This is a genomic window from Streptomyces sp. CA189, from assembly GCF_056428985.1.
In genome coordinates, this window is the sequence record NZ_JBWJVM010000008.1 from 1 (window position 1) to 20725 (window position 20725).

19 protein-coding genes are annotated in these 20725 nt (G+C 72.4%); 13 read left to right on the forward strand and 6 right to left on the reverse strand.

Annotated features, from left to right (window positions below; genetic code table 11):
- Positions 1–481 precede the first annotated feature (481 nt).
- The gene (locus AC061S_RS08870) at positions 482–658 is read right to left on the reverse strand and encodes a DUF6192 family protein (RefSeq protein WP_478685291.1); all 177 of its coding nucleotides are present in this window, start codon (positions 656–658) and stop codon (positions 482–484) included.
- Positions 655–1209 (reverse strand): TetR/AcrR family transcriptional regulator, encoded by a 555-nt coding sequence (locus tag AC061S_RS08875; RefSeq protein WP_478685292.1) that lies wholly within the window; start codon positions 1207–1209, stop codon positions 655–657. The genes AC061S_RS08870 and AC061S_RS08875 overlap by 4 nt, the downstream gene beginning before the upstream one ends.
- Before the next feature lie 317 nt (positions 1210–1526).
- Between AC061S_RS08875 and AC061S_RS08880 the strand changes: the two genes are divergently transcribed.
- The 9 genes from AC061S_RS08880 to AC061S_RS08920 all read left to right on the forward strand — a co-directional run bounded on the left by AC061S_RS08880 (position 1527) and on the right by AC061S_RS08920 (position 11345).
- Positions 1527–2057, forward strand: coding sequence for an HPP family protein (locus AC061S_RS08880; RefSeq protein ID WP_478685458.1), 531 nt, complete (start codon positions 1527–1529; stop codon positions 2055–2057).
- A 79-nt stretch (positions 2058–2136) separates the two neighbouring features.
- Entirely contained in the window at positions 2137–2775 is a 639-nt protein-coding gene (locus AC061S_RS08885) for an HD domain-containing protein (protein ID WP_478685293.1), read from the forward strand.
- Positions 2776–2886: 111 nt separating this feature from the next.
- Positions 2887–4401, forward strand: a complete 1515-nt coding sequence (locus AC061S_RS08890; RefSeq protein WP_478685294.1) for a vanadium-dependent haloperoxidase — start codon at positions 2887–2889, stop codon at positions 4399–4401.
- Entirely contained in the window at positions 4394–4807 is a 414-nt protein-coding gene (locus AC061S_RS08895) for a cupin domain-containing protein (protein WP_478685295.1), read from the forward strand. Before AC061S_RS08890 ends, AC061S_RS08895 begins: the two co-directional genes overlap by 8 nt.
- A 154-nt stretch (positions 4808–4961) precedes the next feature.
- Complete coding sequence (locus tag AC061S_RS08900) at positions 4962–5441, forward strand: cobalamin B12-binding domain-containing protein (RefSeq protein WP_478685296.1); 480 nt, start codon at positions 4962–4964, stop codon at positions 5439–5441.
- The gene (locus AC061S_RS08905) at positions 5438–6772 is read left to right on the forward strand and encodes a methylaspartate mutase (protein ID WP_478685297.1); all 1335 of its coding nucleotides are present in this window, start codon (positions 5438–5440) and stop codon (positions 6770–6772) included. Before AC061S_RS08900 ends, AC061S_RS08905 begins: the two co-directional genes overlap by 4 nt.
- Positions 6773–6777: 5 nt before the next feature.
- Complete coding sequence (locus AC061S_RS08910) at positions 6778–8682, forward strand: FAD/NAD(P)-binding protein (RefSeq protein WP_478685298.1); 1905 nt, start codon at positions 6778–6780, stop codon at positions 8680–8682.
- On the forward strand, positions 8679–10352 hold the full coding sequence (locus tag AC061S_RS08915) for an AMP-binding protein (RefSeq protein ID WP_478685299.1): 1674 nt from the start codon (positions 8679–8681) through the stop codon (positions 10350–10352). Before AC061S_RS08910 ends, AC061S_RS08915 begins: the two co-directional genes overlap by 4 nt.
- A 96-nt stretch (positions 10353–10448) precedes the next feature.
- On the forward strand, positions 10449–11345 hold the full coding sequence (locus AC061S_RS08920) for a LysR family transcriptional regulator (RefSeq protein ID WP_478685300.1): 897 nt from the start codon (positions 10449–10451) through the stop codon (positions 11343–11345).
- A 96-nt stretch (positions 11346–11441) separates the two neighbouring features.
- Here the strand turns inward: AC061S_RS08920 and AC061S_RS08925 are convergent, their stop codons facing one another.
- Both AC061S_RS08925 and AC061S_RS08930 read right to left on the reverse strand, forming a co-directional pair.
- Positions 11442–12077, reverse strand: a complete 636-nt coding sequence (locus AC061S_RS08925; protein WP_243339143.1) for a response regulator — start codon at positions 12075–12077, stop codon at positions 11442–11444.
- Positions 12074–13327 (reverse strand): sensor histidine kinase, encoded by a 1254-nt coding sequence (locus AC061S_RS08930; RefSeq protein WP_478685301.1) that lies wholly within the window; start codon positions 13325–13327, stop codon positions 12074–12076. Before AC061S_RS08930 ends, AC061S_RS08925 begins: the two co-directional genes overlap by 4 nt.
- A 134-nt stretch (positions 13328–13461) precedes the next feature.
- Here AC061S_RS08930 and AC061S_RS08935 point away from each other — a divergent pair, with 134 nt between their 5' ends.
- Together AC061S_RS08935 and AC061S_RS08940 are read left to right on the forward strand one after the other, a co-directional pair.
- Entirely contained in the window at positions 13462–14550 is a 1089-nt protein-coding gene (locus AC061S_RS08935; RefSeq protein ID WP_478685302.1) for an ABC transporter permease, read from the forward strand.
- Positions 14547–15227 (forward strand): ABC transporter ATP-binding protein, encoded by a 681-nt coding sequence (locus AC061S_RS08940; RefSeq protein ID WP_478685303.1) that lies wholly within the window; start codon positions 14547–14549, stop codon positions 15225–15227. Before AC061S_RS08935 ends, AC061S_RS08940 begins: the two co-directional genes overlap by 4 nt.
- Here AC061S_RS08940 and AC061S_RS08945 read toward each other — a convergent pair.
- Together AC061S_RS08945 and AC061S_RS08950 are read right to left on the reverse strand one after the other, a co-directional pair.
- A complete protein-coding gene (locus AC061S_RS08945; RefSeq protein WP_478685304.1) occupies positions 15205–16752 on the reverse strand; it encodes a hypothetical protein in 1548 nt (515 codons plus the stop codon). The genes AC061S_RS08940 and AC061S_RS08945 overlap by 23 nt on opposite strands.
- A gap of 233 nt (positions 16753–16985) precedes the next feature.
- Positions 16986–17786, reverse strand: coding sequence for an IclR family transcriptional regulator (locus AC061S_RS08950; protein WP_385367555.1), 801 nt, complete (start codon positions 17784–17786; stop codon positions 16986–16988).
- A 337-nt stretch (positions 17787–18123) separates the two neighbouring features.
- Here AC061S_RS08950 and allB point away from each other — a divergent pair, with 337 nt between their 5' ends.
- Positions 18124–19458, forward strand: a complete 1335-nt coding sequence (allB, locus tag AC061S_RS08955; RefSeq protein ID WP_478685459.1) for an allantoinase AllB — start codon at positions 18124–18126, stop codon at positions 19456–19458.
- Positions 19459–19460: 2 nt separating this feature from the next.
- Positions 19461–20579 (forward strand): allantoicase, encoded by a 1119-nt coding sequence (gene alc / locus AC061S_RS08960; RefSeq protein WP_478685305.1) that lies wholly within the window; start codon positions 19461–19463, stop codon positions 20577–20579.
- The last annotated feature ends 146 nt before the right edge of the window (positions 20580–20725 follow it).

The window sequence follows — 20725 nt, forward strand, 5'->3', positions numbered from 1 at the left end:
CCGCCCGGACCCGGTCCTCAAACGCCGGACGGGCTGAAATCAGCTCCGCCCGGACCCGGTCCTCAAACGCCGGACGGGCTGAAATCAGCTCCGCCCGGACCCGGTCCTCAAACGCCGGACGGGCTGAGTGCCTGATCCATATCCCCGCTTTTGAGGGGCTTGGGGTTCTAGGCTGGCGAGGTCCGAGGGATCCGGGTGGCCCGGGGAGCGGGTGTGCAGGGGTTGCGGTGACCGGCTGGGGCCGGCCTCGCGGTCGGACGCGGTGTTCTGCTCGACGACGTGCCGTGCCAGGTCATGGCGGCGGCGGATGCAGTCGGAGTTGAGCGGGTCGGGCAAGGTGGTGTGTCCGGTGTGCGGGACGGCCTGGGTGGCCGGGGTGGATCGGTGTTCGGACGCTGTGTTCTGCTCACGGCGGTGACCTGGGAGCCCGCCGACGGCCTGCGCAGTCCGGCCTCGTCCAGATCGGCCGCGACCGGCCCTGTCAACGGGCCCGTACTCGGGCGAGGTTCTCGTGAATGATCACCTTCTCGTCGTCGCTGAGCTGCCGGTCCCGCATCGACGGAACGACCCGCCCGAAGGCCGCGACGAACGCCGACACCGCCCGGAAGGCGACGTCCGGCCGCAGCGCCGGTCCACGTACCCGTGGGCCCCCGCTCACCGCCTGCACAGCGCCTCCGCCATTTCCCGCGCCCGTCGCGCCGGCTGGGGCCCGGGTGACAGGGCAGCCACCGCCGTCGCGCCCTCGAAGAGGATCAGCAGCTGGTCCGCCAGCTCCGCGGAGCGGCCGCCCGGCTCCACGACCTCCGCCAGTACGGAGCGCAGTTCGGCCCTGTGGCGGCGTACCGTCTCCAGCACGCCGGCCGGACCGGAACCGAGTTCGCCCCACGCGTTGAGGAGCCCGCAGCCCCGAAAGCCGGGTTCCGAGCACCACTTGGCCAGCCACTCGAAGACGGCCGGCAGCGGATCCGAGGGCCGGGCCGCCACCGCTTCCCGAAGGCTCGTGGTCCAGCGGGCGGCGCGCCGCTCCAAGTAGGCCGCGACCAGCACGTCCTTCGCCGGAAAGAGCCGGTAGAGCCGTTTGAGGGGGACCCCCGAGGCCGTGCGGATCCGGTCCATCCCCACGGCTCGGATGCCATGGGCGTAGAACAGTTCTTCCGCCGCGTCCAGCAGGCGGGTCCTGGCCTTGTCGTCGCCTTCAGGGTCGTCCATGGGGCGTAACCGTAATGCGAGTCCCCGCCGAGAAGAACAGCATTCCGCCGTGTGACGGACAAGCGGAACGACCCATTGGGGCAGGCGCAGGGCCCCGCGGAAAAATCTCTGGCCGAAATAATCTATGCCCCCCATCAGGCTCCCTATTTGCCCGCCCCCAGCTTTTCGATCTAGCTTCGTGGAGCGGAACAGCCGAGGTCGACGGGACATTGCGGTCCGGTCGCCGAATCACACGCCGAGGCTGCCGGGTCGGTCCGTTCAGCCACCCGAATCCGGTATTCCGCATGCCATTTCTGGCTCGAAACGGGAGAGGTGTCATCAGCGTGCCCAGTACCCAGACCGCGACAGCGGCGGACCGGACGGCTCTGTCCAGCAAGGCTCCGCCCCGGCCGCCGTGGGCCGCGGTGGCAGTCGCCACCGCCGCGGCGGTGGCGGGGCTGGTCGCCCTGGTCGGCCTCGGATTCGCCATGGGACAGGCCCTGCTCATACCGCCCCTCGCGGCGAGCGCGGCCCTCGTCTACGGCGCACCCGCCCTGCCGCTGGCACAGCCGCGCAGTGTGATCGGCGGTCAGCTGGTGTCCGCTTGCGTGGGGTTCGCCGTGCACGCGGTCGCCGGCAGCTCGCTCTGGGCGGCGGCCGTCGCCGGCGGCCTCGCCCTCGGGGCCATGATGGCCGCCCGAACCCCGCACTCGCCGGCGGCGGCGACCGCCGTGATCGTCGTACTCACGGGGCCGGACGCCTTCCGCTACCTGCCGCTGCTCGCCCTCGCGACGGCCCTGCTGGTCCTCGTGGGCGTCCTCGCCGCACGGCTTCGCCCGGGGCCCGCGTACCCCACGTACTGGTGGTAGCAGCACGTACCTCCCGGGCCCATCCCACCCCGTCCCACCCCTTCCCTTCCGCTTACAACCAGTCAAGAGGTAGTCGACGATGGCCCTTCGTATCGCAGACGTCGAAATTCCGGACAGCCGGCTCGCCAAGGAGGCCACCGAGCTGATCCGTGAGGCGACGGACGACCTGATCTACCACCACTCGCGCCGCGTCTTCCTCTGGGGCTCCCTCCAGGGACGCAACCGCAACCTCGCCTTCGACGCCGAGCTGCTCTACGTCGGCGCCATGTTCCACGACCTCGGCCTGACCGAGCCCTACCGCGACAACGACCAGCGCTTCGAGATCGACGGAGCCGACGAGGCGCGCAAGTTCCTCCTGGCCAACGGCATCGAGGAGGACCGGGCCCGGGTGGTGTGGGAGGCGATCGCCCTGCACACCACCCCCGAGATCCCCACCCGGATGGCCCCCGAGATCGCCCTGGTCACCGCCGGAGTCGAACTCGACGTACTGGGCATCGGCTATCACGACGTGTCCGACGAGGTCCGTGCCGCGGTCGTGGCGGAGCACCCCCGCCCCGACTTCAAGCGGAACATCGTCCAGGCGTTCAACGACGGCATCACCCGCCGCCCGGCCACCACCTTCGGCAACATCAAGGCCGATGTGCTGGAGCGCCTCACCGAGGGCTACGTCCGCCCCAACTTCGTGGAAATCATCGAGAAGTCTCCCTGGGCGAACTGAAGCCCGAAGCCCTAGCGACCAGAGCCACCGAAAGGCCTGTAGGCCCCGTAGCCCCGATATGAATTCCGCATGAATTCCTCCCCTACTCTCCCCAAGGGATTTACGAGAACCATGGCAACTCGCCACGCCACCCTTTCCCGCAGAACGGGCTGGGGCGTCTCCTCGGCCATCGCGGCCGCCCTGCTCGCCACCACCCTCACCTCACCGTCCTACGCGGGCACCCCGGACGCCTCCTTCGACGCCCGCGGCGGCGACAACGCGGCCCTGATCTGGAACCGGCAGATCGCCACCGCCCTGAACGTGAACAACCAGGGCTCGCCGCACCCCACCCCGCCCCCCGTCGGCGCCCGCACCTTCGCCGTCGTCCACACCGCGATCTTCGACACGTGGGCCGCCTACGACCACCGGGCCGTGGGCACCCAGCGCGGCGGGGAACTGCGCCGCCCCTGGGCGGAGCGCACCGAGGCCAACAAGCGCAAGGCGGTCAGCTTCGCCGCCCACCGCGCGCTGAGCGACCTCTTCCCCCTCCAGCAGGCCTCCTTCGACGAGCAGCTGCGCGCCCAGGGCTACGACCCGGCGGAGGCCAAGTCCCAGGCCCCGAAGCCGGGGTCGCCCGCCTCCGTGGCGGCCGCGGCGACCGACGCGCTCCTCGCGGTGCGCCACGAGGACGGATCCCAGCAGAAGGCGGAACCGGCGTACGCCACCCCCGATGGCTACTACCAGCCGGTCAACCCGCCCCAGGACGTCAACGTCTTCGACAAGGCGGCCCTGGTCGCTCCGGACCGCTGGGCCCCCCTGACGGTCGGCGGCTCGACCCACAAATTCATCACCCCGCAGTTCGCGACGGTCAAGCCGTTCGCGATCGAGGACCCGGCCGCGTACATCCCGCCCGCGCCTCCGAAGTACGGCACCCCCGAGGCGAACGCGGCCATCGACGCGCAGATCCAGCGCAACGCGAACCTGACCGAACGCCAGAAGGCCATCGCCGAGCACTGGCAGTACCGGGGCAGCGGCTCCTCCTCAATACCGCAGGAGTGGGCGGCCTTCGTCTCCAAGCGCGACCGCCACTCCCTCGACGAGGACGTGAAGATGTACTTCGCGTTGAACCTCGCGCAGGGCGACGAGGGGGTCGTCGACTGGAAGACCAAGGTCGACTACGACTACGCCCGCCCGATCACGATGATCCGCTACGCCAAGTCCGGCGAGCAGATCCAGGGCTACGCCGGCCCCGGCAAGGGAACCCAGACCATCGACGGCTCCCAGTGGCGGCCCTACCTCAACACGCCCGCCTTCGCCGCGTACGGATCGGGCCACAGCGGTTTCACCGCCGCCGGAGCCGAGACCCTGAAGCAGTTCACCGGCTCCGACCGCTACGGCGCCACCGGGACGGTCAAGGCCGGCAGCTCCAAGATCGAGACGGCGGCCCCCGCCCAGGACATCGGCCTGAAGTGGAACACCTTCAGCGCGGCCGCGCAGGAGGTCGGCGAGTCCCGCCTGTGGGGCGGCGTGCACTGGGAGTTCGACCACACCGTGGCCGACGAACAGGGCCGCAAGCTGGCTCGCGACGTCTGGGCCAAGACCCAGGACTACATCAACGGAACGCACAAGGAGACAGTCGGTGGCTGAGATCGAGTACATCAAGAACGTGTTCCGCAGCGGGTTCGAGCTGAAGGACATCGAATGGTCCACCTGGGCCGAGCCCGGCCGGGTCGGAGTCGAGCACCATGTCCTGTGGGCCCCCGACGCGGAAACCGGTGAGGACTCCGTGGGCCTGATCCTGCGCTTCCCGCCGACCGCCCACGGCGACTTCCACGAGCACACCGGCTACGAGCTGATGCTCGTCCTGGACGGTCGGCTCGACCACAGCGACGGCACGTCCTACGTCAAGGGCGACCTCGTCGTGGAAGGCCCCGGCACCGAGCACCAGATGTCGAGCGCTTCGGGCTGCACGGTCCTGGCGATCCGCACCCGCCCGGCCGAGGCCCGCGAGCCGAAGAAGCCCATCCGCGAGGTCGTCTCCGCCGCGTCCTGACCTCGTACGCAACCTCGTACGCAGCTTCGTACGCAACCTCGTACGCAGCCTCGTACGCACCACCTGAGGAACGGCGTGCTCCGGGCGTCCTACCGCCCGGGGCACGCCCCATCTACCGGACACAGCATCACGGCATCCCTGGGAAGTGACACACATGACTCTGGACAGGCCCGCACAGGATATCCCCACCACCGCGGGGCGGAAGAGACGAGTTCTGGTCTCCAGCACCTCATCGGACTCGCACACGTGGAACCTCGTCTTCCTGCAGATCCTGCTGGAGGAGATGGGCCACGACGTGGTCAACGTCGGCGCCTGCGTGCCCGACGAGCTGCTCATCGCGGAATGCGAACGCGTCCAGCCGGACATGGTCGTCATCAGCAGCGTCAACGGCCACGGATTCCTCGACGGCAGGCGCCTGATCTCCCGCCTGCGCGGCACCGATTCGGTGTCCCGGCTGCCCGTCGTGATCGGCGGCAAACTCGGTACGCGCGGAAGCGAGGGGGGCGAAGGCTTCGGCGCCGCGCTGATGGACGCCGGATTCGACGCGGTCTTCGAGGACGGCGAGGGCATCGGCGGCTTCCGCGACTACCTCGCCATGACCGGGGCGCCCGCGGTCCTGGAGCCCGTGGCGTGAGCACCGTCCTTCCCACGGACCCGCCCGCCTTCCCGCGGGTACGGTTCGGCTCCGCGATCCGGACCGCCGCGCGGCAGGGCCGCCTCGTCGTCCAGCCCCGCATGGGCATGCCGGCCGTGGCCGAGATGCGCCGGGGCCTCACCGCCGTCCAGGCGGCCCGCGCCACCACCGTCGGCACCATCACCCTCGACAGCTACACCCGGGTGGGCGACCACGACTCGGCACGCCAGGCCCTGGCGGCCGGCAGCGACCTCAACGGCTTCCCGATCGTGGCCCACGGAGCCACCACCACCCGGAACATGATCGACAGCCTCGGCGACCCCGGGTTCGCCATCCAGGTGCGCCACGGCTCCCCGCTCCCGCTCGGCATCGTCCGCGCCCTGCTCGACGCGGGGCTCGACGCCACCGAGGGCGGCCCGGTCTCGTACTGCCTGCCCTACAGCCGGACCCCGCTCCAGGAGTCCGTCGACGCCTGGTCCCGCAGCTGCGAGCTCCTCGCGGAACGCGTGGAAGGGGCCCACCTGGAGAGCTTCGGCGGCTGCATGCTCGGCCAGCTGTGCCCGCCCTCCCTCCTGGTCGCCCTGTCCGTGCTGGAAGGCATCTTCTTCCGGCACCACGGGCTGACCAGCATTTCCCTGAGCTACGCGCAGCAGACCAGCTTCGGCCAGGACGTGGAGGCCCTCGCCGCCCTGCGTCGGCTGGCCGGGGAGTTCCTCACCGGCACCGAGTGGCACGTCGTGCTCTACACCTACATGGGCGTCTTCCCGCAGACCCCCGAGGGCGCCCTGGACCTGCTGCGCAGCAGCGCCGTCCTGGCCCGCGTCACGGGGACCGAGCGGCTCATCGTGAAGACCCCGGCGGAGGCCCACCGGATCCCCACCATCGCCGACAACGTACAGGCGCTGGAGGAAGCCGCCCGGGCCGCCGGGACGGTCCTCGACGGCGCCGCCCCGATCCCGGACCCCGGCGGAGCCGAAGCGATGTACGCGGAGGCGCGCGCCCTGGTCGACGCCGTCCTCGAACTCGACCCGGACCCCGGCCCCGCCCTGCTCGAGGCCTTCCGCCGCGGCTACCTCGACGTCCCCTACTGCCTGCACGCCGACAACGCGCAGCGCTCCCGCGCCTACATCGACGGCGACGGCCGGCTCCAGTGGCTCTCCGCCGGCGCCATGCCCGTCCGCGCAGTGCCCCCGACCCGCGCCTCCCGGCTCACCGCCGACGGGTTCCTGCGGATGCTCGGCCACGTGCAGCGCAGCTTCGACGGGCCCGCCCTCGACCGCGCGGACGCCGGCCGGTACGCGCTGGGCCCGTCCCATTCCCAGAAGGGCTGACCCCGATGACCACCCACACGACCGCCCCCCTGACACTCGCGGTGATCGGCACCGGACCGCGCGGGATCTCGGTCCTGGAGAGCCTCGCCGTCCAGCTGGCCGCGTCCGATCCGGCGCGCCGGGTACGGATCCACGCCATCGACGGAGTCGAGGTGGGCGCCGGCCGCGTCTGGCGCACCGACCAGGACGACTGGTACACGATGAACACCGTGGCCGGCCAGATCACCATGTACTCCGGCACCCCGGACGGCGGCCCGTGGCGGCCCGGAGCCGGCCCCTCCCTGGAGGAGTGGTCGCGCGCCGAGCCCGGCGAGGTGCCGCTCCACACGGACGGCTACGCCACCCGCCGCACCTACGGGCGCTACCTGCGTTCGGTCTACCGGACCATCGAGGAGCACCTGCCCGCGCACGTCGAGCTCATCGGCACGAAGGCCCGTATCACCTCGCTCACCGCCCGCCCGGTGGGCGGCTGGTTCCTCGAAGTCGACGCCCCGCCCCACCTGATCGCCGCCGACCAGGTACTGCTGGCCACCGGCCACCCGAGGAACACCCCCGACGCCTTCGAGCAGCGGATGCTCGACTTCGCCGCCGGCCTCGGCGGCCGGGTCCGGTACCTGTGCGCGGACTCGGCCGCCGACATGGACCTGGACGAGAGCACCGTCGCACCGGGCAGCACGGTGGCGGTACGGGGCCTCGGCCTCTCCTTCTACGACGTGATGCTCGCGCTCACGGTCGGCCGCGGCGGGGAGTTCAAGAGGACCGCCCAGGGAGACCTCGCCTACCTCGCGAGCGGCCGCGAGCCGCACATCGTGGCCGGCTCCCGCAGCGGACTGCCGATCCCGGCGCGCGGTGTGAACCAGAAGGCGCCCGACCACACGCACCGCCCCCGGTTCCTGACGAAGGAGGCCGTCGCCCGGGCGCGCACCCGCCGCGGCGACCGCACGGGCAGTGACCAGCTGTCCTTCGCAGAGGACGTTCTCCCCCTGCTCGTCCTGGAGTTGGAGGCGGTCCACCGCGAGGTGTGGCGGCTCAGCGGCGCCGACGGCCCGCCCCCCGAGCTGGACCTGCGCAAGCTCGCCCGCCCCTTCGAGGGAGAGACCTTCGCCGGCACCGGAGAGTTCACCGACCGGCTCCTCGAGCTGATGCGCGCCGACCTGGCGGAAGCCGCTCTGGGCAACAGCCGCGGACCGCTGAAGGCGGCTCTGGACGTCCTGCGCGACATCCGCAACGTGGTCCGCGAGGCGGTGGACTTCGGCGGGCTGCTCCCGCTGTCCCACGAAGAGGAGTTCGTACGGGACTTCCTGCCCGTCAACGCGCTGCTGTCCGCCGGCCCGCCCGCCGAACGGGTCGAGCAGCTGGTGGCGCTGATCGAGGCCGGAGCGGTGGAGGTGGCCGGTCCCGGGACACGGTTCACCGCCGACGAGGAGAGCGGCCGGTTCCGGGTGGACTCCGCGCAGGTCGAGGGCTCGGTCCGGTTCGCGACCACCCTGATCGACGCCCGCATACCGACCCCGGACCTGCACCTGGACGGTTCCCCGCTGATGACGTCCCTGGTGCGCCGCGGCATCGTCTCGGAGTACTTCCGTACCGGCCCCGACACGGGTCCCGACACCGGGCCGCCCGTCCCGACCGGCGGCCTGAACGTGACCACGGCGCCCTTCCGGGCCGTCGCGGCGGACGGCGGGGTCCACGACGGGCTCTACGCGCTCGGGATACCCACCGAACACACCCGCTGGTTCACCCAGGTCGGCAGCGGCAAGCCCGGCCTGAACACGCTGTTCCGCCAGGACGCGGAGGCCGTCGCCGAGGCGATGCTGCACCCCCTCACCCGAGCGGCCGAACTGCCGGCCCCCGCCGGCCGCGCCGCCGAAGACCACCGCGTCCTGCTGGGAAAGGGGCAGACCTCATGACCACCTCGACGGCGACCGAGCGCTTCCGCGCCGCGCGCGACACCCTGCTGACGCACCGCACCGACCTGCGGGCCGCCCGAGCCGCCTTCGCCTGGCCCGAGCTGGTGCGGTTCAACTGGGCCCTGGACTGGTTCGACGTCATCGCCCGTGACAACCACCGCACGGCACTGCACCTCATCGGTGAAGACGGCGACACCCTGGTCTCGTACGCCGGGCTGTCCCGGCGCTCCGACCAGGTCGCCCTGTGGCTCCGGGAGATCGGAGTCAGGCGCGGGGACCGGATGCTGCTCGCCCTCCCCAACGTCCTGCCCCTGTGGGAGACGATCCTCGCGGCGATCAAACTCGGCGCCATCATCGTCCCCACCTACCCGAACGCCCCGCCGGCCGACCTGGCCGACCGGATCCACCGCGCGGGCATCAGCCACGTCCTCACCGAGAGCGCGCTGACGGGGAACTTCGCCCAGGTACCCGGAGGATGGACCCGCATCTGTACGGGGCCGCCGGTCGCGGACTGGGCCTCGTACGAGGACTCCTACGGCGCCCCGGAGGGGCCCTTCGTGCCGGGGGCGCCGACCGGGGCCGACGACCCGCTCTTCTGCTACTTCACCTCGGGCACCACGTCCAAGCCCAAGATGGTCGTCCACACCCATACGAGCTACCCGGTCGGCCACCTCTCCAGCATGTACTGGAACGGGGTCCAGCCCGGAGACGTCCACCTGAACATCTCCGCACCCGGCTGGGCCAAGCACTCGTGGGGCTCCCTCTTCGTGCCCTGGAACGCCGAGGCCACCCTGCTCGTCCTCTCCTCGCCGCAGGCCGGCCCGTCCGACATCCTCGACGCCCTGCGCACCCGCGGCGTCACCACCTTCTGCGCACCGCCCACCGCCTGGCGCGGGATGGTGGCCGCGGGCCTGGGGCAGCGGCCGCAGGCCCTGCGCGAGGCCACCTCGGCGGGGGAACCGCTGGAGGCCGCGCTGATGGACCAGGTCGAGTCCTCCTGGGACGTCGTGCTGCGCGACGGCTACGGGCAGACGGAGACGACCTGCCAGATCGGCAATCCCCCCGGGCGCAGGCCCCGCCCGGGAAGCATGGGGCGGCCGATGCCCGGCTACGAGGTCATCGTCGCCCAGTCGGGCAGCGGGACCCCGGCCCCGCCCGGCGTAACGGGCGAACTCTGCCTGGACCTCGCCAACCGGCCGGCCGGCATGCTCAGCGGCTACCTCGGCGACGGGGCCAAGACCGCGGCGGTCTTCGCCGGAGGCCGCTACCACACGGGCGACCTGGTGACCCAGGACGAGACCGGCGCCCTGCGCTACGCGGGCCGCAGCGACGACATGTTCAAGTCCTTCGACCACCGCATCGCCCCGCTGGAGCTGGAGGCGGTCCTGTTGCGCCATCCGGCGGTCAGGCAGGCCGCCGTCGTGCCGGTCCCCGACCCCATCGGCATGTGGATCCCCAAGGCCTTCGTCACCACGGCCCCCGGCCGGGAAGCGACGCGGGCGACCGCCCTGGAACTGCTGAGCCACGCCGAGGGCGACCTCCCCGAGGAGAAGGCGGTCCGCGTCATCGAATTCGCCGAGGAACTGCCCATGACCGCCTCCGGGAAGATCCAGCGCAGCGCGCTGCGCGCGGCGCGGACCCTGGGAGGTGAGGAATTCCGTCGCGCGTGACGGAACAACCGCCGGTTACCGGCGGTTCTATGCAGAGAGCATGGAACACGCCGCAGGGCGCGCCATGCGAAAGGGCCGACCGGGGGGTGGCCTTCTATGCAACTGCTGTGGCTTCAGACCTTCATGGCCGTCTACCACACGGGTTCGTTCACCAAGGCGGCCCGCCAGCTGGGGATCACCCAGCCCACCGTGACCCAGCAGGTCCGCGGACTCGAATTGGAATTCGGCCTTCCGCTCTTCGAGCGCACCCCGCGAGGGGTCGTGCCCACACCCAGCGCCACCGTCCTCGCCAAGGACGTACAGGACTCACTGAAGAATCTGAGCATCGCCATCGGCCGCCACTTCGGCGACGGGGAGGAGAACCGCCCGCTACGGATCGGAGCGACACCGGAACTGGCCGCCGCCCGGCTCATGCCGGCGTTATCCCGGCTGGCCGCGGGCGGAATGGACATCAAGACGTCGGTCGGAGTCAGCTACGAACTCCTCGACCGCCTCTCCGAGGGCTTCCTCGACCTGGTCGTCTCCACGATCCGGCCGCGCAGACGCGGTCTGGAGGCGACCCCCCTGGCCGACGAGGAACTCATCCTCGCCGCCTCGCCCTCGATGGCACAGGAGATGTTCCCGCACGGGGTGACCGAGGAGGACGCGGACCTCGTCGCCAAGGCCCCGCTCATCGCGTACGCCGAAACGCTTCCGCTGATCCGGCAGTACTGGAAGGACGTCTTCGACGCCACGCCGACGACCGCTCCCAGCGTCGTCGTACCGGACCTGCGCGCCGTCATGTCCGCGGTCATCTCCTCGGCGGGCATCTCGGTCCTGCCCCGCTGCCTGTGCTCCGCCGCCCTCTCCTCGGGAGCCCTGGTCACCCTCCTGGAACCGGAACTCCCACCCATCAACACCCTCTACCTGGTGGTCCAGTCCGGAACCCTGGCCGACTACCGCCTCTCCCAGGTCCACAGCCAGCTCCTCCGCAGCGCCCAGCTGTGGGCCTGACCGACCGCACCCCCCGCCCGTCCCGCTGGGTGCGGCCGGGGGGACTGCAGGCGTCGATCGTCTCGCTGATCCGTCACGGAGACGGGGCCGCTGCTGTCAGGGTGTGCGGATCAGGCGGCGTGTCGCGGCCGTGGCCACGGCCGACGTGCGGGAATCGACGCCCAGTTTCGCGTAGATGTGGACCAGGTGGGATTTGACCGTGGCCTGGCTCAGGAAGAGCTGTTTGGAGATCTGCTGGTTCGACAGGCCGTCCGCGACGAGCTGGAGGACCTCCAGTTCGCGCTTGGTCAGGGCCTCCGCCGGTGTCCGCATGCGGTCCATCAGGCGCAGCGCCACCGCCGGGGCCAGCGCCGACTGGCCGGCCGCCGCGGTGCGGACCGCCGCCGCCAGTTCCTCCGGCGGGGCGTCCTTGAGGAGGTAGCCCGAGGCGCCCGCCTCCACCGCCGCCAGGATGTCCGCGTCCGTGTCGTACGTGGTCAGGACCAGCACCCGCGGGGACGGGGACCCGGCCGTGATCAGGGCCGTGGCCGCCGAGCCGTGCATGCCGCCGCCGGGGCCGAACTGGAGGTCCATCAGGACCACGTCGACCCCGGCGGAGCCGGCCAGTTCCACCGCGCGTTCCGCCGTCGCCGCCTCCGCCACCACCTCGAAGTCCGGCTCGGTGTCCAGGACCGCGCGCAGCCCGGCCCGGACCACCGGGTGGTCGTCGGCGAGGAGCAGCCGGATCGTCATGACAGGGCCTCCGCGGGCAGGGGAAGGGTGACGGCCACGGCGGTGCCCTGGCCCGGGGCGGATTCGACCGTGAACAGGCCGCTGAGGGTTTCGGCCCGCGAGCGCATCGCCGGCAGGCCGAAGCCGCCGCCGTCGCCGGAGGGCGCGGACGTGGGGTCGAAGCCCTTGCCGTCGTCGACGATGTCCAGGGTCACGGAGGAGTCCATGAAGGTCAGGGTGATCTCGGCGCGCCCGGCCCCCGCGTGCCGCACCACGTTGGCCAGCGCCGACTGCGCGATCCGCAGCAGCGCCACCTCGTAGGGGGTCGGGAGGGGGCGCGCGGTGCCGCTCAGGGAGAACCGGACCCGGGGGCCCGGCGCTCCCGAGCACAGCCGCTCCAGCGCGGCCGGCAGCGACCCGTGCTCCAGGTCCGGAGGCGTGAGGGCCCGTACGAAGCGACGTGCCTCGGCGAGGTTGTCCTGGGCGGCCTCCCGGGCCCGGCCGATGTGCGGAAGGGCCGCGGAACCCTCGGGCAGGCTGCGCTCCGCGGCCCGCAGGAGGAGCTGGATGGAGGACAGGCCCTGCGCCAGGGTGTCGTGGATCTCCCGGGCCAGCCGCTCCCGCTCCGCCAGGATCCCGGCGCTCCGCTCGGCCGCGGCCAGCTCCGCCCGGGTGGTGATGAGTTCCTCGATCAGCTCGCGGCGCCGCTCGCTCTCCCGGTACAGCGCCTGGTAGCCCAGTACCGTCGCCACCGCCACGGCCCCGCCGAGCAGCGGCCCGAGGAAGGCCCCCGGGGTCACCGCGCCGCTGTGCGCGAGGCTGTGCTGCCCCAAGAACCCGGCGATCGCCGCGCAGGCGGTCACCGCGACGGCCGTCACGCCCCAGCGCAGCCGCAGCAGGTGCAGCTCCAGGAAGTACAGCGGGAAGGCGATCCACAGTCCGTCGGGGGAGACCACGAGCAGCGCCGCCCAGGCCGCGCCCAGGGCGGCCAGCCACACCGCCCCGGCGCGCGCCGAGCTGTGCACCGCGGGGGTCCGTACGCCCGCGAGGTACACGGCGGCCAGCACCGCGCAGGCCGCGACCACCCAGCCCGCACGCGGCGCGGAGCCGGCGACGGCCCGCCCGGCGGCGAGGGCGAGCAGGCCGAAGAGCAGCGCGTGCAGGCACAGCCGCAGGACGCGGGAGACGGGCGTGAGGGCGCGGGCGCCGGGGGCGCCGGGCGTGGGGGGCGGGGGGAGAGCGGCCGCGGGGGGCGGGAGGGGAGCAGTCATGGCCTGACCAGCGTAAGTCCGGGTCCGGGAGCCCCGGTCAACCAAAGGATTGATGTCTTGGTGCGCCCTTCGATACGAGGATCACTACTGTGGCGCGATGCCTTGTGTCCACGCGGAAGACCAAGGTGGGGAACATGTTCGTCGCATGGAGAGATCTACGGTTCGCGAAGGGCCGCTTCGCCCTGATGGGGTCGGTCGTACTGCTGATCACGCTGCTGGTCGGCCTGTTGTCCGGGCTCACCGCGGGCCTGGCCCGGGAGAACATCTCGGCCATCACCGGCCTGTCCGCCACCACCCGCCTCGCGTTCGCCGCGCCCGCCGGGGACCAGAAGGTCTCCTTCACCAACTCCCAGGTGCCCGAGAAGGCCTGGCTGGCCTGGCGGGAGCAGCCGGGGGTGACCTCGGCGCAGCCGCTGGGCATCCGCACCACCAACGTCGTCTCGGGTGAGCGCACGGCGGGCGTGTCCGTCTTCGGCGTGGATCCGACCGGGTCCCTCGCGCCCCGGGGGAGCGGCCTCACCCAGGGACAGGTGGTCCTCACGGAGAAGGCCGCCAAGGAGCTCGGCGGGCTGACCGCCGGAGGCGAGCTCAGGGTCGGCCAGGTCGAGCTGACCGTGGCCGCGGTCTCCGGCACCGCCGCCTACAGCCACACCCCGGTCGTCTGGATGGACCTCAACGACTGGCAGCGCGTCGGGAACCCCGGCACCTCCATCGACACCCTCGCCACCGTCGTCGCCCTGGACGGCTCCGGCGTCGACTGGGCGGCCGGGGACGAGGCCACCGGCACCGAGGCGCAGACCATCGACGCGGCGCTGAGCGCGATCGGCTCCTACACCTCCGAGAACGGCTCGCTCCAGCTGATGCGCGGGTTCCTCTTCGCCATCTCGGCCCTGGTCATAGGAGCCTTCTTCACGGTGTGGACCATCCAGCGCAGCGGGGACATCGCCGTGCTGAAGGCACTGGGTGCCTCCACCCCGTACCTCCTCAAGGACGCCCTCGGGCAGGCCGTGGTGATGCTGGCGCTCGGCACCGGTGCGGGCACCGCGCTCGCGGCCGGCTTCGGCGCGCTGATCAGTGGCGGCGACGTGCCCTTCGTGCTCGACGCCGCCACCGTGCTGGTGCCGGCCGCCGTCATGATCGCGCTCGGCGCGCTGGGCGCCGCCCTGTCCATCCGGCGGATCACCGCCGTAGACCCCCTGACCGCTCTCGGGAGCGCCCGATGACCCTGCTCGTGCACGACGTCACGCTCACCTACCCGGACGGCGACGGCCGCCTCACCGCGCTGGACGCGGTCGGCCTGGAGGTGCCCGCGGGCACCCTGACGGCGGTGGTCGGCCCCTCCGGTTCCGGGAAGTCCAGCCTGCTGGCGGTCGCCGCCACCCTCGTCACGCCCGACGCGGGACGGGTGGTCGTGGCCGGGCAGGACACCTCGAAGCTCGGCGCGGGCGAGAAGTCGGCGCTGCGCCGGGAGAAGATCGGCATCGTCTTCCAGCAGCCGAACCTGCTGGCCTCGCTCACCGCCGCCGAACAGCTCCAGGTCATGGCCCATCTCTCCGGCCGGCCCGCGCGCGCCCTGCGCCGGCGGGCCCTGGAGCTGCTCGACGCGGTGGGACTGGCCGACAAGGCCGACAAGCGGCCGCACCAGCTCTCCGGGGGGCAGCGCCAGCGGATCAACATCGCCCGCGCCCTGATGAACGAGCCCGCCGTGCTGCTGGTCGACGAGCCCACCAGCGCCCTCGACCACGAGCGCGGGGCCGCGGTCCTGGACCTGCTGGTCACCCTCACCCGGGAGCGCTCCACGGCCACCGTGCTGGTCACCCACGACCACGCCCACCTGGGGCGGATGGACAGCACCGCGACGATGGCGGACGGCCGCCTCACCGCCTCGGTTCCCACCTGACCACCGCCCGCCGAGCCGGATCGGGCCGTGCCGAAGGGGCCAGGTAGGCAACGTGGCCGCGCAGGCCAGGGAGATCCGGCAGCGGGAGCGGCCGCCAGCCCCGCGCCCACGGCGGCGGCTTCGACCCGCCCGCCACCAGCACCGCCGTGGGCCGGGTGACGGCAAGGGCGGCGAGCCCGTCGGGGGTGATGCTGCCGTCGTGGCCGCCGTAGACCTGGCGCGAGGCGCACCCGGCGCGGAACGCCACCCGGACGGCCTCCTCGCCGCTGACCACACAGGGCGGCCGTACCCCCTGGCGGTGGAGTTCGGCGGCCACCGCGGCGAACGCCGTCCGGTTGGCCCTGCTGCGCGCTGCCAGAGTGGCGGTGACCGCGAGCTGGAGCGCGAGGTGCGCGGCGAGGGCCAGGCAGAGCGCCCCGAGGGCGATCGGGCGGGTACGGGCCCAGGCGAACAGCCGGGCCAGGCAGAGGGCGACGGGGAGGGCCAGCAGGGCGTACGCGGGGAGCAGGAAGCGCGGCGCCGCGTACCCGACGAACAGCAGGTACGGCGCCGCCAGGCAGACCGCGGCGGCCGTGGGTACGAGGAGCAGGCGCAGCCGCCCCGTCCGGTACGCGGTGACGAGCCCGCCCGCGGTGAGCAGTGGCAGCGCGCACCACCACAGCGCGGTGACGGGCCGGGACCAGGGCACGTCGCACGGGCGGCAGAGCGTACGGCCGCCCAAGGCGCGCAGGTGGTCGCCGAAGGCCGGGTGCCAGCCGAGTCCGCCCTGGATCTCGCCGGCGCGGTGCAGCCGGGTGAGGAGGCCCCCGTAGCGGAGCTCGGCCTCGACGACCCACTCGGCGCCGCCGAGCAGCGCCCCCACCGCCAGCGCCGCGAGCAGCACGGGCCGCCGCCCGGCGCGGACCGCCGGCACCGCGCACGCCAGGGGCAGGACGAGCCAGAAGGCGTCGGAGGGGCGCATGAGCGCGGCGAGGCCGATCCCGGCGACGAGACCGGCGAGGGCGACGCGGTCGGCGGGATCGCGGGCGGCCCGCAGGAAGCAGCCGACGGACAGCAGCCCACCGAAGGCCACCCAGAGGTTGGGCATGGCCTGCGGACCGTAGGACAGGGTCGTCCACAGACCGGCGAAGAGCGCCCCGGCCAGGGCGAGCACCGGCGCGGGGAGCAGGCGTCGCCATACCCAGAGGGAGAGCAGGAGCGCCGCCGCGGACAGCAGGGCCAAGTAGATCCGCAGGGCCGTGACGGACGGGGTGAGGGCTGCGACGGGGGCGACGAGGAGGGTGATTCCCCGGGCCCTCGGGGCGCTGAAGAACGCGGCGGGGGCGTCGCGCGCGACCTGGCTGACGTAGACGGTCTCGTCCCAGCCGAGTCCGGTGCCCGGTACGGCCAGCAGCAGTTGGGCGACCGCGTACGCGGCGGCGACGGGGGCCAGCCAGACGAGATCGCGTCGCCGCCCGGCACCGGCGGCGGGCTCCGGCGGGACATCGGGCGGGCTTGGCGCCGTGGCGGGGTTCGGGGCGGCCATGGGCGGACCTCGGGGCGGGGAGGCGGGGCGGTCGGCCACCACGCTGCCCCGCTGGGACGCACCCCGCCATCGGGGGCCCGCAGTCGGCCCAGCGCCGCCCCGCACGGCCGCGGGAAAGCCCCGGCCCCGGGCGGCCCCCGCCCAGGCCGCCGCGGGCCGGGGGAGTACGCGAGAGCCCGGCGCCCCCGCTGGGGGGCGCCGGGCTCTTTCCGCGTCTACCGACCGGCCAGGGCCTACGCCGGGTTCTGGCTCTGCAGGGCCACCGACAGCTCGGCCGCGACGCCCTGGAGGATCGGCACGAAGGACTCGGCCACCGCCTCGGTCACCCGGCCGGCCGGGCCGGAGATGGAGATCGCGGCGGCGGTCGGAGAGTTCGGCACGGAGACCGCCAGGCAGCGGACTCCTATCTCCTGCTCGTTGTCGTCGACGGCGTAGCCCACCCGGCGGACGACCTCCAGGGCCTCCAGGAAGCCCTCGGGCGTGGTGATGGTCTTCTCGGTCGCGGCCGGCATCCCGGTCCGCGAGAGCAGGGCCCGTACCTCGTCCGCGGGGGTGTAGGCGAGCAGCGCCTTGCCCACGCCGGTGGAGTGCGGCAGCACCCGGCGGCCGACCTCGGTGAACATGCGCATGGAGTGCTTGGACGGCACCTGGGCGACGTAGACGATCTCGTCTCCGTCGAGCAGGGCCATGTTCGCGGTCTCGCCGGTCTCCTCCACCAGGCGTGCCAGGTAAGGACGGGCCCAGGTGCCCAGCAGCCGCGACGCGGACTCGCCGAGGCGGATCAACCGGGGTCCGAGGGAGTACCGTCGGTTGGGCTGCTGCCGGACGTAGCCGCACGCCACGAGGGTGCGCATGAGGCGATGGATGGTGGGCAGCGGCAGACCGCTGGCGGCGGAGAGCTCGCTGAGGCCGACTTCGCCCCCGGCATCGGCCATGCGTTCGAGCAGATCGAAGGCGCGCTCAAGGGACTGGACGCCACCGCTGGCGGTGGGCTTGGTGGAGGCGTCGGTGGTGCTGGCGCTGGACGTCGGCACGGGCGCGGTCCTTTCGGTGCTGGCAGGCAAGCAAGCAGCCTACCGGTCGGTCTGCGTCGGCCCTAGAGCCGGGGCAATGCCGTCCCCGCCGGTCAGAGGCGGTTTGTCCTGGTGGCGGACGTCCTCGGGAAGTTGCCCGTCCTCTTCCCGGTGGCGGTAGCTACATTCTGCATAGCGAAATCTTAATTCCATCCTGTGGAAACCTCCAATTGCGATACGCCGCCGTCAGTGGTCCGTCCGGGCGCTCTTGACTGGTTCCGGATCGACGTGAAGACTCCGTCAACAGAACGTTGAATTTCGCTCTGTGGAAGTAGATGGGGAGGTTCCGGTGTCCGACCTGGCTGTGGAACTGGTACTGCGCTCGACGCGCGTCATCACCCCCGAGGGGACGCGTGCCGCTTCGGTGGCCGTCGCCGGCGGGAAGATCGCGGCCGTGCTGCCGTACGAGGCCGACGTACCGGCCGGTGCCCGGCTGGAGGACTTCGGCGACGACGTGCTCCTCCCCGGCCTGGTCGACACCCACGTCCACGTGAACGACCCCGGTCGCACGGAGTGGGAAGGCTTCTGGACGGCCACCCGCGCCGCCGCGGCCGGTGGCATCACCACCATCCTCGACATGCCGCTGAACTCGCTGCCGCCGACCACCACGACCGCCAACCTGGTGGTCAAGCAGGACGTCGCCCGGACCAAGGCGCACGTGGACGTCGGCTTCTGGGGCGGTGCGCTGCCGGACAACGTCAAGGACCTGCGCCCGCTGCACGACGCCGGCGTCTTCGGCTTCAAGTGCTTCCTGTCGCCCTCCGGCGTCGACGAGTTCCCCCTCCTCGACCAGGAGCAGCTGGCCGCCTCGCTCGCCGAGATCACCGGCTTCGGCGGTCTGCTGATCGTGCACGCCGAGGACCCGCACCACCTGGAGTCCGCGCCGCAGAACCCGGGCCCCAAGTACGCCGACTTCCTGGCCTCCCGCCCCCAGGACGCCGAGAACACCGCGATCCAGAACCTGATCGACCAGGCGAAGCGGCTGAACGCGCGGGTCCACGTCCTGCACCTGTCCTCCGCCTCTGCGCTGCCGCTGATCGCCGCGGCCAAGGCCGAGGGCGTGCAGATCACCGTCGAGTCCTGCCCGCACTTCCTCACGCTCACGGCCGAGGAAGTCCCGGACGGCGCCACCGAGTTCAAGTGCTGCCCGCCCATCCGCGAGTCCGCCAACCAGGACGTCCTGTGGGACGCGCTCGCCGACGGCACGATCGACTGCATCGTCTCCGACCACTCCCCCTCCACCGCGGACCTCAAGACCGGCGACTTCGCCACCGCGTGGGGCGGCATCTCCTCCCTCCAGCTCGGCCTGCCGGCCATCTGGACCGAGGCGCAGAAGCGCGGCCGCACCCTCGAGGACGTCGTCCGCTGGATGTCCGCCGCCCCGGCCGCCCTCGCCGGACTGGCGGGCAAGGGCGCGATCGAGGCCGGCCGCGACGCCGACTTCGCCGTCCTGGCCCCCGAAGAGACCTTCACCGTGGACCCCGCGGAACTGCACCACCGCAACCAGGTCACGGCGTACGCGGGCAAGACCCTGCACGGCGTCGTGAAGTCCACCTGGCTGCGCGGCACGCAGATCGCCGACCACGGCACCCCGTCCGAGCCCACCGGCCGACTCCTTGAAAGGCAGAACTGACAGTGGCGATTGAATCCTTCACCGGCAACGCGAACCCGTACGGAGGCGGCGACCCGTACGCGGACTACCGCAGCGCGGACTTCCCGTTCACCCAGTACGCGAACCTCGCCGCCCGTGAGCTCGGCGCCGGTGTCATCGAGGCCAACGACGAGTTCTTCGCCCAGCGCGAGAACCTGCTGATCTCCGAGGCCGCGCACTTCGACCCCGAGGACTTCGGCCACAAGGGCAAGGTCATGGACGGCTGGGAGACCCGCCGCCGCCGCGGCATCTCCGCCACCCAGCCCTGGCCGACCGCCGAGGACCACGACTGGGCGCTCGTCCGCCTGGGCGCCCCCGGCGTCATCCGCGGCATCGTCGTCGACACCGCCCACTTCCGCGGCAACATGCCGCAGGCCGTCTCCGTCGAGGCCACCAACTGGGAAGGCGCCCTCGCGCCGACCCCGGCGGAGCTCCAGGGCGACGACATCAAGTGGACGACCATCGTCGCCCGCACCCCGGTCGGCGGCCACGCGGCCAACGGCTTCGAGGTCGACGTCGAGCAGCGCTTCACGCACCTGCGCGTGAACCAGCACCCCGACGGCGGCATCGCCCGCCTGCGCGTCTACGGCGAGGTCGTCCCCGACCCCAAGTGGCTCGCGGCGCTCGGCTCCTTCGACGTGGTGGCGCTGGAGAACGGCGGCTCCGTCCAGGACGCCTCCAACCGCTTCTACTCCCCGCCGACCAACACCATCAACCCGGGCCGCTCCCGCAAGATGGACGACGGCTGGGAGACCGCCCGCCGCCGTGACAACGGCAACGACTGGATCCGCTACCAGCTCGTCGCCGAGTCCGAGATCCGCGCCGTCGAGATCGACACCGCGTACCTCAAGGGCAACTCGGCCGGCTGGGCCTCGCTGTCCGTCAAGACGGGCGAGGAGGGCGAGTGGACGGAGTTCCTGCCGCGCACCCGCCTGCAGCCCGACACCAACCACCGCTTCGTGCTCGACGCCCCCGCGGTGGGCACGCACGTGCGCATCGACATCTTCCCGGACGGCGGCTTCTCCCGCCTGCGCCTCTTCGGCGCGCTGACGGAGGCCGGCACCGCCGCGCACACCGCCCGTCACCAGGAGCTGGGCGGCTGACGCCACCCTCGTGACCGCCCCGGGGGCCGACACCCCCGGGGCATGCTCGAACACCCCGCAGGGGCGCACCGTTTCGACGGCGCGCCCCTGCGGGCTTTCCCGCGGGCGCGGGCCGCTACCCTGCGGCTACGGCAGACACCCGGGGG

Excerpts from the sequence above, each read along its gene's own strand:
- AC061S_RS08875 (WP_478685292.1), bottom strand. The coding sequence starts at position 1,209 with ATGGACGACCCTGAAGGCGACGACAAGGCCAGGACCCGCCTGCTGGAC.
- AC061S_RS08885 (WP_478685293.1), top strand. The coding sequence starts at position 2,137 with ATGGCCCTTCGTATCGCAGACGTCGAAATTCCGGACAGCCGGCTCGCC.
- AC061S_RS08890 (WP_478685294.1), top strand. The coding sequence starts at position 2,887 with ATGGCAACTCGCCACGCCACCCTTTCCCGCAGAACGGGCTGGGGCGTC.
- AC061S_RS08900 (WP_478685296.1), top strand. The coding sequence starts at position 4,962 with ATGACTCTGGACAGGCCCGCACAGGATATCCCCACCACCGCGGGGCGG.
- AC061S_RS08910 (WP_478685298.1), top strand. The coding sequence starts at position 6,778 with ATGACCACCCACACGACCGCCCCCCTGACACTCGCGGTGATCGGCACC.
- AC061S_RS08915 (WP_478685299.1), top strand. The coding sequence starts at position 8,679 with ATGACCACCTCGACGGCGACCGAGCGCTTCCGCGCCGCGCGCGACACC.
- AC061S_RS08920 (WP_478685300.1), top strand. The coding sequence starts at position 10,449 with ATGCAACTGCTGTGGCTTCAGACCTTCATGGCCGTCTACCACACGGGT.
- AC061S_RS08925 (WP_243339143.1), bottom strand. The coding sequence starts at position 12,077 with ATGACGATCCGGCTGCTCCTCGCCGACGACCACCCGGTGGTCCGGGCC.
- AC061S_RS08930 (WP_478685301.1), bottom strand. The coding sequence starts at position 13,327 with ATGACTGCTCCCCTCCCGCCCCCCGCGGCCGCTCTCCCCCCGCCCCCC.
- AC061S_RS08935 (WP_478685302.1), top strand. The coding sequence starts at position 13,462 with ATGTTCGTCGCATGGAGAGATCTACGGTTCGCGAAGGGCCGCTTCGCC.
- AC061S_RS08940 (WP_478685303.1), top strand. The coding sequence starts at position 14,547 with ATGACCCTGCTCGTGCACGACGTCACGCTCACCTACCCGGACGGCGAC.
- AC061S_RS08945 (WP_478685304.1), bottom strand. The coding sequence starts at position 16,752 with ATGGCCGCCCCGAACCCCGCCACGGCGCCAAGCCCGCCCGATGTCCCG.